At 68.7% G+C, this 11500-nt stretch carries 9 protein-coding genes and 2 pseudogenes; 4 read left to right on the top strand and 7 right to left on the bottom strand.

Translation table 11 applies throughout. The features are described 5' to 3' along the window. Positions 1–517 precede the first annotated feature (517 nt). Both ABZS97_RS40975 and ABZS97_RS40970 read left to right on the top strand, forming a co-directional pair. Positions 518–1012: an ATP-binding protein gene (locus ABZS97_RS40975; protein WP_356147785.1), complete on the top strand. Its 495-nt coding sequence runs from the start codon at positions 518–520 to the stop codon at positions 1010–1012. A gap of 1114 nt (positions 1013–2126) precedes the next feature. Beyond that, positions 2127–2369: pseudogene (locus ABZS97_RS40970) on the top strand (IS5/IS1182 family transposase); the annotation flags it as partial. A gap of 113 nt (positions 2370–2482) precedes the next feature. Here the strand turns inward: ABZS97_RS40970 and ABZS97_RS40965 are convergent. From ABZS97_RS40965 to ABZS97_RS40955, 3 genes are all read right to left on the bottom strand, one after another. Further along, on the bottom strand, positions 2483–3088 hold the full coding sequence (locus ABZS97_RS40965; RefSeq protein ID WP_356147782.1) for a dihydrofolate reductase family protein: 606 nt from the start codon (positions 3086–3088) through the stop codon (positions 2483–2485). A gap of 351 nt (positions 3089–3439) precedes the next feature. Then, positions 3440–4510: a hypothetical protein gene (locus tag ABZS97_RS40960; RefSeq protein WP_356147777.1), complete on the bottom strand. Its 1071-nt coding sequence runs from the start codon at positions 4508–4510 to the stop codon at positions 3440–3442. Between the two features lie 102 nt (positions 4511–4612). Further along, positions 4613–5290, bottom strand: a complete 678-nt coding sequence (locus tag ABZS97_RS40955; protein WP_356147772.1) for a helix-turn-helix domain-containing protein — start codon at positions 5288–5290, stop codon at positions 4613–4615. Between the two features lie 197 nt (positions 5291–5487). Here ABZS97_RS40955 and ABZS97_RS40950 point away from each other — a divergent pair, with 197 nt between their 5' ends. Then, positions 5488–6189 (top strand): SDR family NAD(P)-dependent oxidoreductase, encoded by a 702-nt coding sequence (locus tag ABZS97_RS40950; protein WP_356147769.1) that lies wholly within the window; start codon positions 5488–5490, stop codon positions 6187–6189. 280 nt (positions 6190–6469) lie between these two features. On the opposite strand, the gene ABZS97_RS40945 is transcribed toward ABZS97_RS40950, so the two are convergent. From ABZS97_RS40945 to ABZS97_RS40935, 3 genes are all read right to left on the bottom strand, one after another. Beyond that, positions 6470–7177, bottom strand: a complete 708-nt coding sequence (locus ABZS97_RS40945) for a hypothetical protein (protein ID WP_356147766.1) — start codon at positions 7175–7177, stop codon at positions 6470–6472. Between the two features lie 218 nt (positions 7178–7395). Then, on the bottom strand, positions 7396–8592 hold the full coding sequence (locus ABZS97_RS40940; protein ID WP_356147763.1) for a DUF6596 domain-containing protein: 1197 nt from the start codon (positions 8590–8592) through the stop codon (positions 7396–7398). Further along, positions 8589–8939 carry a YciI family protein gene (locus ABZS97_RS40935; RefSeq protein ID WP_356147760.1) on the bottom strand — a complete coding sequence of 117 codons (351 nt, stop codon included), beginning with the start codon at positions 8937–8939 and terminating at the stop codon, positions 8589–8591. The genes ABZS97_RS40940 and ABZS97_RS40935 overlap by 4 nt, the downstream gene beginning before the upstream one ends. A 286-nt stretch (positions 8940–9225) precedes the next feature. Between ABZS97_RS40935 and ABZS97_RS40930 the strand changes: the two genes are divergently transcribed. After that, complete coding sequence (locus tag ABZS97_RS40930; RefSeq protein WP_356147757.1) at positions 9226–10629, top strand: NAD(P)-binding domain-containing protein; 1404 nt, start codon at positions 9226–9228, stop codon at positions 10627–10629. A gap of 456 nt (positions 10630–11085) precedes the next feature. On the opposite strand, the pseudogene ABZS97_RS40925 reads toward ABZS97_RS40930, so the two are convergent. Then, positions 11086–11327: pseudogene (locus ABZS97_RS40925) on the bottom strand (IS630 family transposase); the annotation flags it as partial. Positions 11328–11500 lie beyond the last annotated feature (173 nt).

The raw sequence follows: 11500 nt of genomic DNA, 5'->3' as shown, positions 1-11500 counted from the left end.
AACACCCCGGCAAACCTTTGCCAGAACCCACACCCCCACCTCATGCCAACCTCAAGCAAACCTCCAACACCCCACCCCACACCCCCAGACCAGACCAGACACACGGAGGGTCCGGCCGGGGACGACGCACGAGCCGAAGGTCACCGAATACCGAGCCAAGCGAGCGCACGGAACGCGAATAGCGGGCCCAAGACCGCACCGAAGTTGGCCATCATCTCTGCGAACCCACGGTGTCCGGGTTCAGGTCAACCGGGGCGGGCCGGGCCGGCGCGTCACCACTACCGCCCGCCCCAACCCAGCCAGCCCGGTACCAGGACGTCCCGGACGAAGAGGCCGGTCCTCTGTCGGGCTCCCGTTGAACCAGGCCGCGACGGCCGTGTCGCGGTCGGTCGCCGCCCGTTGTCGGTCTTTGACGAGAGTCCGTGTGCCTGTCTCGGCGAAAACCGTTTCCGCGAGCCGGCACAGCTGCGTCAGCATGGGCGGGAGCCACGACCTTGGGACTCAATGGAGGCAACTGGTGAATGCGGGGTCCGGGCCGAGGCTGATCTTGCTGTGCGGGCTCCCCGGCTCGGGGAAGACAACTCTGGCCAAACACCTGGCGGATGAGACCCCTGCGGTGCGGCTGTGCCCGGATGAGTGGATGTCAGATCTCGACATCGACCTGTTCGACGAATCAACCCGCGCCCGCCTCGAGAAGCGCTTCTGGGACCACGCCCAAGAACTGCTGAACCTCGGACAGTCCGTGATCTTGGAGTTCGGATTCTGGGCGCGTTCCGAGCGGGACGAGAAACGCCTGACAGCGCACGCCCTCGGCGTTCTGGTGGAACTGCACTATCTTTCAGCGTCGATCGATGAACTGACCCGTCGCCTCCAAGCCCGCAACGCAGCGGGCGGGCGCGGGACAGTTCCCATCAGCCGCGAGATGCTCAAGGAATACGCGAAGCTCTTCGAAGCCCCCAGCGACGATGAACTCGAGCTTTTTGACGAACCGGCTCCCAAGCGCCGCGGCTGACCGGCCTTGCACGCGCCCACCATCCGGACCAACACGTGGGATGGCCCGGCGTCCCTGCCCCGCATCCCTACACACAAATGCCGGGCAGGGATGCCGAGCAGCGCTCAAGACGCAAACCAGACCTCACCCTGCACACCGCGCACCACCTCGGAGCGGCGGTCGCACCCGCACACGCCACCACACCGCCTCCCAGTCCACCGGCGGCCCGCCGCACTGCAGAGCACCGAACGCTGCCAGCAGCCCCGGCACATCACCCACTCCTGCCCCGCCCCGAGGACTGCCCGCCAGCAGCAGAGACCGCCCCGACACCCCTCGCCCGCCCGAGCCACCCGAAACCGCCTCCGCAACCGGCGTCCCCCGCGCACCCGCTGCCACCGGACCCGCTGCCGTGCGCCCGGCTGCCAGGCCGGCTGCCTCCTCAAGGCCGAGCAGGCCTGCCACATGCGTCGCCGCCCATACCCCCTCCCCCACCCCGGCCACTGCCCGGCCCGCCACCCCCCAGTCCTGCCACAATCGATACAACGCCACCTGATGGGCAAACAAAGCGACCCGCCCCAGTCGCGGGCCGGTCAGCAGTGCGGCATCCACCCCACCCTCCGGCGCAAACACCCCCGCCACCAACAACACCCGCAACTGCCCCGGCAACACGCCGCACACCGCATCGAACTCGGACCGAAACACCGGAAACGTCCCGTACAACGACCGTGTCAACCCCAGGTCCCGCCCCCGCCACCCCGGAAACAGCACCACGACCTCGGACCCCGAGACCTCCCGGGACGCAACACGCTCAACCACGCCATGCGGCTCCAACGCTCAACCCACCCCGCCCCTCAACTCAACCGGCCAGGACACCAAGCCCCCGGCTGCACATGACGCAAACGGCCACATCCCAGGAACGGCCACCGCGCACACCACAAGACAGCCCGGCCACCGGGGTAGGGGCCGGATGGCCGGGCTGGACGCAAAGCTCCACGGCCCGGGGGAAGACCAGGAGCCGGCCTCACGCCGATCCTGCCCACCCCGCCTCGAACCCCACTCAACCCGCACCGGCCTGGCCCAGAACGCGTCGGGCGCAACAGGCGAGAACAAGGTGGGCTACGGCGGCTCGGGAGAGAGAAGATGAGAGGTACCGGGCCGCAAGCGCGGCCCGGCCGTTGACGCGTTGGGCGTGGCGATTGCGGTTGTGGTACTCCTCGCGTCCGTGCATGACCACGCCGCCGCTATCGCGCTGCTGGACGAGGTCGCCGCCAACACCGACAACCTGGAAGAGGCCCTGGTCGACCAGGTTTTCAAGAACGCCGTCGTCGCGCACGGGCAGACGGTGGGCATCGATGTGGAGATCATCGAGCGCAATCCGGCTCAGACCGGGTTGCGCGGCAGGCTGGTGCGCGACTGGGCGGGCAGTTCCGGACGGCTCCGCGCCCGCCGGCGCCGGCCTGGCGGCCGTCCAGACCGGCGGACGGGGCGACGTCACGCAGGGGCGCCGAGCGGCGGGTGCTCGAGCACGCGGGGCTTGTACTCGACGAGTTGGATGCGGCCGTCGAAGGTGCGGTGCTCGATCATCTCGAGGGCAACGTCCGGATATCCGTCGTAGATGCGTTCGTCGCCCGTGGCCCCGGTGATCACCGGGAACATCACGACTCGGAAGCGGTCGACGAGTCCGGCTCGCAGCAGGGACCGGCACAGGCTGAGGCTGCCGATCGTGCTGAGGAGCCCCGAGCCACTCGACTTCATGGCGCGGACCGTCTCGACGGCGTCATCGCGGAGGAGCGTGGAGTTGGCCCACGTCAGTGGCTCCTTGAGTGAGGAGGAGAACACCACTTTGGACGCTTGCGTGAGATCGTCGACGGCCGCCTCTTCTTCGGGCCTGAACTCGTCTTGGCCCTCCGGGACCTCGCCTGCGGCGAAGCCCGACATCAGGCGGTACGTGTTCGCTCCCATCAGGTAGGTGACCTCGGGCTGCTCGCCGAGCCATGCGAGGTACTCCGGGCCCTCAAGGCCCCAGAACCCGGGCCATCCCTCTCCCGATGCGTGGCCGTCGAGGGTGGTGATGAAGTCGACGAGAAGTTCCGACATGGCAGTGTCCTTTCCTGGGGTGTCATGAGCTTGGACCGGCCGGGAGCCACAAACTCATCGGCCACGCTGTGGAGTATCGAGAAAACCCATGACGCTGCAGCCGATCATGTCGGCGGAGCGGCACTGCTTCGTCGGTGAGGCTTCACCTGCGACGGCGGGGGAGCCAGCGCGCTACCCCTCCCGAAGTAGCGTGCCGGGGCTCGGTAGTTGTCACCGTTATAGCCGGATGACGTGGAGATTGGGACTGGTCGAAGCAGTCTGGCCGACATCAGTGAGGCAAGCGGCTTGTCACACACCCTGACTCGGCAGCAACTTCTGTCGCCGGCCACGGAGGGTGTGGGGCCCGACAGCTCATTGGATCAGGTCGGTGTGCGGATGCTCGGGAGAGGTCGGGCAGACGTAGAACTGCATGTTGTCGGTGCTGCCTACTTCTATCCTGGTCGGTTGCGCGGGGTCCTGGCCGGCACGATGACCGTCGGCGTAGGCGGCGGCTTGGTCTTCGTAGGGCGCCCAGCCGCGTCCCTCACCGCCGTCCCATTCGAAGGAGGCGATGGTCAGCAGCGGGACCATCTGCACGTCGCACACACCGCAGTTTCGACGGTACGGGTCGGTGCGGCCCCATGGCGGCCAGCCCCCGACCTTCCAGCCGGGAGCGTCGGCCAGATGGCCGTCGTAGAACTCCGCCGGATAGTCCGCGTACGAGCTGTCCACGCCGACGTCGGCTGTCTGCCACCTGCTCCAGTCCCCCACCGCCAGCCGCATCTGCGGGCTCAGATCGAGGCTGTTGGGGTACTCGGTGATTGCTTCTGGTGCCAGCAGACACGGCTCGGGCACATATCCCGGCCAGTCCGCCTCATACGGTTCTGGCGGTGTGGCCAGAACGTCGACGACCGTGGCGGCGGATCGCCAGAACAGTGCGGTCGACGGCTTGTAATCCGGATCGTGGTCGTAGGGGCACCAGAGAACCTGGAGCAGATCGGCCTGGCCGGGCGGCCGCAACAAAGGTATGTCGCGCAGATACAGCTGGGCCACGGGCAACATGGGGACCGGAGATTCCGCGGGCCCCGGAGGGCCGGCCGCGAGGCGTTCCGCGAGCATCGAGGCGTTCCGTTCCTTGATCGCCTCCTCCTCGGGCGTGAACGCGGGACCATGGGGATTACGGTGCAGCCGGGCCCGCACGCGCCTGTCGAGCCGCACTTGTGCCGGCGACTGGCGGAACCCGCTGTCCACGTGCGTGCCTTCGCAGTGCGGCCAGGGCTCCTCAGCCGGCCACAGCAACGGCCCCCCGACTGAGCTCTCCCTGATCGAAGGCAATCCGGCGCGAGGATGCAGCCGAATCGCGGCACGCGCCAACGGAGCCAGCTCAGGAAAGACCGCGGTCACGTCCACAGGCCGCGGCGGTGTAGTACGTACGGGGACCATGGCGGTGATCCTTTCACCAGCCACTGACAACCCCTGGCCGCCTCAACAGCAGCGAGACCGCTGGAGGGCCCATGGCGCTGGATGCCTGCCTCTTGGGTGGGGTCAGCTGGTGGGGTCAGTCGGACTGTCGCGGAGCATGGCCTTGTAGAGGGCCTCGTGGGCGGGTGAGGGGGGTAGGGGGCCGCGGGCCGGGGCTTCGCAGGACTGGATCAGTAGGGCAACGACACGCCGCCAGGCGTCGGGGGCGGCCTGGCCGGTGGCGTTGACGACGCCGGCGTTGGCCATGTGGATCAGGACCAGGTCCGATGGGTCGAAGTCCTCGCGCAGCCGGCCGGTGGCCTTGGCGCGGCTGATGAGCTCCAGCATGGCCTCGTACGCCTCGTTGCGGCGCTGCTCCATGGCTTTGGCAGTGGGGAAGGTCGTGGTCAGGACGTCGGCGAAGCCATAGTCGGCGGCCTGCATAGCGCAGGCGGCCTCGATGTAGCCGGTGAAGCCGTCCCACGGATCGGGGTTGTCGAGCGCGGTGGCTACCGCCTCGGCGTAGGCGTCCATACGGTCGGCGAAGACGGCGGCGACCAGGTCTGCCTTGGCGGGGAAGCGGCGAAGGAGGGTGGCGATCCCCACGCCTGCCTCGCGGGCCACGGATGCCATGGAGGCATCCAGGCCGTCACGCGCAAAGACGGTACGAGCGGCAGCGATGATCCGTTCCCGGTTGCGCTCGGCGTCGCTGCGCAGGGGCCGGTCGCCGGAGGTGTCGGGGCGCGGAGTGCGAGGGGTCATGCCCATCACTCTAGCAATTGGAGCGGCCTATCCATTTTCCGTGTTACGGTGATCCGGCGAAACGGAACGGCCTATCCAGATACCTGCAAAATGGAGTGACCTATCCAGATCGCGAGGGTCCTGAGGCGCCCGGAGCCTGCACCGCCGGGCGGGGCTCTCATCGACACCCCCACCAAGGCATGACGAAAGGGATCGCTGTGACCAGCATCGCCATCATCGGAGCCGGCCCCCAGCTGGGCCTGGCCATCGCCCGCACCTTCGGCTCCCAGGGCTTCAACGTCGCCCTGATCTCCCGCAACCGCGACAAGCTGGACAGCCTCGTCGACCAGCTCACCGCCGAGGGCATCACCGCCGCCGCGTTCCCCGCGGACGTGCTCGACCGCGACGCCCTCACCCAGGCACTCAAGGACGCCGCCGCACGGTTCGGCCGCATCGACGTCCTGGAGTACTCCCCGGTCGGCACGTTCGGCTCCACAGCCCTGACCGCCCCGACAGCAACCGAGCCCTCCCACGTGGAGACGGAGATGAACTTCCAGCTCTACGGGGCCATCGCCGCCACCCAGGCGGTGCTGCCCGCCATGCGTGAGGCCGGAGCGGGCACCTTGCTGTTCACCACCGGCGCCGGCTCGATCTGGCCCGACCCTCGGGTGGCCAACGTCAACGCCGCCGCCGCGGCGCTGCGCAACTGGGTCAAGAACCTGCACGCGGAACTGGCCGACACCGGCATCCAGGCCGCCCACGTCGGCATCGACTCCTCGATCGGTGTCTCCGTCATCCCGGGCCTGGAGGCGGCCAAGCCCGAGCAGATCTCCCCGCTGTACTGGGAGCTGCACACCACCCACCGCGGCGAGGCCGAGCGCGTCTTCCGCCTGGAGGGCCAGGCGTTCCCCCGCGCCTGACGCCGCGCCAGGGCTTCTGGGCTGCCCACTCGCCGAACTCTGACCACACCACGGCATGTTGGTGGCTGACGCGAACCACGAAGTGGAACGTGTCGGCCACCCCGGCCTGCCCAGGACACTCGGCCTGAGCAGCGGGGACATGCACCGCACCCGCGCGGCCGTCGAGCGCTACCGAGCCGGACGGCACCGGCTCCGACCGGTCAAGCTCGCGGCCTGTCCACACCGTTGTACGTCGCCTGCCGGAACGGGTGCGATGTCCTCGTATGGACGGGCAGTCAGATCAACGGACGGCGATATCAGCCATGTCGATGGCGACGAAGACAATCTGGTCATCGCCTGCGGGTGCGTAGGCCCGTCGCGTACCAGGAATAATGATGCCGTCGACATCACGGTAGCCGGCCGCGTAAAGCTGTGACTCGACGGTCCTGCCGACGACGTCAATGGTGAAGTCATGGCGGCGCAGGAGACCGTCAGGTCCGAAGCAGAACACCTGCGTTCGGGTGTGGCTCTTGATTTCGGCGGGGAAAGTTACCTGCAGCCGTCGCCACTCTTCACCATCGGCCTCGATCGGGGCGATCTCTTCCGAGACGAACCCCGGCCAGGTGAACAGGAACGGCGCATTCAGATACGTCCACAGTGCTTCCCCTGTGAAGTATGCAAGATGAATGTCGTCCCACGGCGTCTCAAACTGGTGACCGTCGAACGACCGCTCCGGATTGTCGCGCGTCTCGACGATCGCTCCGTCCGCTTGCTGTAGGACCACCCGGTCGGGCTCGAAGACCGACCTGCGGTTTTGACCAAGGAACTCCATGGTCAGCCGCTCCCGAGTGGTGTCCACGTCGCAGCGAATGTTCGTTAGCGCATCACCCTTTCCCTTCAACTGCCAGAAGGCACCGGTGATGTCGGCGTCCACGGTGATCGTCCGGATGCGATTCCACCGGTCCATACCACCGTGCGCAGCGACGGCACTTGCAAGTAGATCGTTCATTTTTCTTTGCTCCCGAACTTCACGCGCTGGCTTGAACAACAGAAGGAGAGGAACGATGCGTCCCATTCAGGCCGGTCAACCAAGGTCAACAGCGGGTGCCAGGAGACAGCCTCGTCCGCAGGGCAGGGCCACATTCGAGCATGATCACCCCAAGTGCCCAACCGAAGAGGCGGGTTCGATTTCCGTCATCCGCTCTCTTCGAAACCCCGGGCGTCTCGTCAGGGGGTTTCGCTTTTCATTCGGGCCCGCAAATGCGCCACGTGCGCGGCGGGCAATCCGGTTTCCTCCGCGCGGGCCAGTGCGGCCCCTGCCGACGGGGAACCCAAGCGGTGCAACAACTCCGCCCTCGACGCGTGCCACCACGGGTATTCCGCGAGGCCGGGTAGCTCGTCCACCAAGGCCAGGCCCGCCGCCGGCCCGTCCCTCTCCGCCACCGCTGCCGCACGGTTCAGCCGGACGACCGGGGTGTCCTGGACCGACAGCAGGACGTCGTACCAGGAGATCACCGCGTCCCAGTTGGTCTCCGCGTAGGAAGGGGCCAAGTCGTGGCAGGCGGCGATCGCCGCCTGGACCACGTACGCGTCGGGGACCGCAGGTGTACGGCGTAGGCCGACACCCACCAGCGCGACGCCCTCCTTGATCAGCTCGCTGTCCCACTTGGTCCGGTCCTGTGCGGCCAGCAGCACCGGCAGGCCGGACGAGTCGAACCGTGCGGCCCGCCGGGCGTCCTGCAGCAGCACCAGCGCCAGCAACCCCAGCGCCGTGGGCTCGTCCGGCATCAGCGACGCCAACAGGCGGGCCAGGCGGACACCTTCGGTGAGCAGCGCCGAGCGGCTCGTGTACCCCTCGTTGAAGATCAGGTACACCGTCGACGCCACCCCGGCCAGGCGTGACGGCAGTTCCTCCGCCGAAGGCACCCGATACGGGATGCGCGCCGTGGCGATCTTCTGCTTCGCCCGGGTCAGGCGCTTCGCCATCGTCGCCTCGGGGACCAGCAGGGCTCGAGCCACCTCTGCGGTCGACAAACCGCCCAACGTACGAAGCGCCAAAGCGACCTGCGCTTCCAGCGACAACGCCGGGTGGCAGCACGTGAACACCAGCCGCAGCAGGTCGTCTCGGACGGCGACCGGGTCGGGGCACGGGTCGACGGCCGGCATCGCGTCCACCTCCTTGCCGAGCCGCTTGGCTTCGCGGCGGATCACGTCCACCGCACGATGGCGGGCCGCTACCAGCAGCCAACCGCGCGGGTTTCCCGGGACGCCGTCGCGCGGCCACGTCTCCAGCGCGCGCACGACGGCGTCCTGGACCGCATCCTCGGCGAGGTCGACGCTGCCGGTGACGCGGACCAGCGTGGCCAGCACCCGGGTGCCCTCGTCCCGGACCAGCCGCGCGACCGCGTCCCCGGCGTGGGTCACCGGCCGAAGTCGACGACGGGCCGGACCTCGATCGCGCCGCCCCAGGCACCCGGGATCCGCGCGGCCACCTTGACGGCCTCGTCCAGGTCGGCGCACTCGATGAGGTAGAAGCCGGTCAGTGCTTCCTTCGTCTCGGCGTACGGCCCGTCGGTGGTGACGACATCGCCTGACTTGCCGCCGGTGACGCGGACCGTCGTCGCGGTCGCGGTCGGGTACAGCGCCGCGCCGCCGCGGATCACTGACTGGGCACCCTCATGGAACTCGTTGTAGTCCTTCATCATCTCGGCGGCCTCCGGCTTTGTCGGGTCGACGTCGGAGGCGTAGATGAGCGCGGCGTACTGAGGCATGACAGCTCGCTCCTCACAGGGATCCGGCCGGCGCCGATCGCCGGCTCTCACAGTAAGGACGAACGGACGCAGGCGCCCCGGGACACCCGCGCCGGACTTTCTCAGGCATGTTCACCGCTACGGCCCCGCGGAGCCGGTCGCCCCCGCAAAGCGTTGGCAGCGGTGAGGCCAGGCCGTGAACGAAGCCCATGAATTCGATAAATGTCTATGTTGACGTTCATCAATACAAGTGTCATGCTGGGCCGCGCAAGCCATCGACAGACGTCGAAACACGCAAGGAGTCACCGTGAACGCGCCCGCCATCACCGAGCTGCCCGTCGTCGTGATCGGAGCCGGACCCGCCGGTCTGGCCGCAGCCGCCCACCTCACACGTCACGGCATCGAGCCCCTGGTCCTGGAAGCCGGCCCGGCCGCCGGTGCGGCGGTGCGCGAGTGGGCGCACGTCAGGCTGTTCTCCACCTGGGGCGAAGTGGTCGACCCTGCCGCCGAAAAGCTTCTCGCTCCGACCGGCTGGACACGGCCCGACCCCGCGACTTACCCCACCGGCGGCGACTGGGCCGAGCAGTACCTTCAGCCCTTGGCCAACGTCCTCGGCGACCGGGTCCGCACCGGCGCTCGCGTCACCGGCGTCTCCCGCGCGGGCCGGGACAGGATCGTGGACGCCGACCGCGAAACCCAGCCCTTCGTCGTCCACGTCGCCGACACCGATGGCCGTGAGGAGCGGCTGTTCGCCCGCGCGGTCATCGACGCTTCCGGCACCTGGACCACCCCCAGCCCGGCCGGCGGCAGCGGTCTTCCCGCCATCGGCGAGCGTACGGCGGCCGACCGCGTCGCCTACCGCGTCCCGGACCTGAAGAACCCGGTCGTCCGGGCCCGGTACGCGGGCAAACGCACCGCCGTCGTCGGCTCCGGCGCCTCCGCCTTCACCGCGCTCGCCTACCTCGCCGACCTGGCCAAGGCTGACGGCGGCGCCGGCACGAAGGCGGTATGGATCCTGCGCCGGGGCATCTCCGGATCCACCTTCGGGGGTGCGGAAGGCGACCAGCTGCCCGCCCGCGGCGCCCTCGGCCTCGCGGCCAAGGCCGCCGTCGACGAGGGGCACGCGGACGCGGTCACCGGCTTCCGTACCGACGCCATCGAGCGCGACAGCGACGGACGCCTGGTCCTGGTGGGCGAGGACGGTCGTCGTCTCGACCCGGTGGACGAGGTCATCGTGCTGACCGGCTTCCGACCCGATCTGTCCTTCCTGTCCGAGCTCCGCCTCGGACTGGACGAGCGCCTGCAGGCCCCGGTCGAGCTCGCCCCGCTGATCGACCCCAACCAGCACTCCTGCGGCACCGTCTACCCGCACGGCCACCGCGAGCTCTCCCACCCCGAACAGGGCGTGTACCTCGTTGGCATGAAGTCGTACGGCCGCGCACCGACCTTCCTGGCCATGACCGGCTATGAACAGGTCCGCTCCGTCGTCGCCGCCATCGCCGGCGACGCCGAGGCTGCCGACCGTGTCGAACTCACCCTCCCCGAGACCGGCGTGTGCGGCGGCGCCGGCCTCTTCGATGCCCCCGAGGCCGACCAGCGGGACAGTGGAGGCCCCTACGCCCCTGCGCCCCAGCTCGTCCAGCTCGGCGCACCGGCCGCGGCGGCGGCTCCCGCCGGTCTGGCATCGGCGGGCGGCTGCTGCGGCTCGTGACTACTGCCGGCACCCGCCGGAGCGGGGCCGCGACCACGCGAGTGCGCGCAGGCGCAGCGAGACCATCGACGGCTCGGACGTAACCGACGAGTTCGTGCAGCTCGGCGATGCCCTCCACCCCGTCAGGCAGGTTCGCGGTGGCCAGCTTCCGGCCGGTCTCGTCCTGAACCTCGACATCGTGGTGGTCCTCGGCCCAATCATCACCGATCAGCAGCAACAGACCCGCCCCCAATCCGTACCGTCATATGTGGTGCAGCCTGCGGAAAGCACGGCACGCGGCCTAATGGATCCAGTGCTCACGCCCCACTGCCCGGCGGGCACGCCACCCCATCAGCGGTCTGGCCTCCCGGCCGACCAGCAGGGGCACGGTCTGACCACAGAAGTCGACTGCTTCCGGCTGCGAAAGTGCTCACCTGCTGGCGGCTACGGCACCGAGTCTCCACCCGGCAAGTCCCATTAGGCTGCGATGAACTGCCGCAGCGGGCCGAAGTGGGCCTCGTTCGGGTTGGTCCAGGAGGCGTAGGTCGGGGTGAAGCACGGCTCGACGCGGCCAGGGTGTTGACGGTGCCTTTGCGGCCACGGGACAACGCCGCACAGCTGGTCATCGCCGACGGAATAGCTGGGTGGAAGCAGGTGACGCCGTGGGTGCGGCGCAGGGTCGCCGGGAGAGCCGGTCGTCCTTGCCTTGCCCGGCCCGACTCCCCTGGTGGGCGGGTAAATGGGCTCAGGCGGCGAACAGGTCGAACGTCGACGAACAACGCGGCGACGCCAGCTGGTCCAGCAACGGATCCACCGACAACATCGCCTGATGCAACCGCTGCAACTGCGGCGCCGGCTCCACACCCAACTCCTCGATCAACCGCCCCCGCAA

Origin of the sequence: Streptomyces sp. NPDC005485 (genome assembly GCF_040606085.1) — a bacterium.
Taxonomy (GTDB): domain Bacteria; phylum Actinomycetota; class Actinomycetes; order Streptomycetales; family Streptomycetaceae; genus Streptomyces.
Note: the sequence above shows the minus strand (reverse complement) of the source record. Positions and strands in the feature narration are given on the sequence as shown.

Coding starts and splice junctions, on each gene's coding strand:
- ABZS97_RS40955 (WP_356147772.1), bottom strand. CDS start 5,290: ATGACCCCTCGCACTCCGCGCCCCGACACCTCCGGCGACCGGCCCCTG.
- ABZS97_RS40945 (WP_356147766.1), bottom strand. CDS start 7,177: ATGAACGATCTACTTGCAAGTGCCGTCGCTGCGCACGGTGGTATGGAC.
- ABZS97_RS40935 (WP_356147760.1), bottom strand. CDS start 8,939: ATGCCTCAGTACGCCGCGCTCATCTACGCCTCCGACGTCGACCCGACA.
- ABZS97_RS40960 (WP_356147777.1), bottom strand. CDS start 4,510: ATGGTCCCCGTACGTACTACACCGCCGCGGCCTGTGGACGTGACCGCG.
- ABZS97_RS40965 (WP_356147782.1), bottom strand. CDS start 3,088: ATGTCGGAACTTCTCGTCGACTTCATCACCACCCTCGACGGCCACGCA.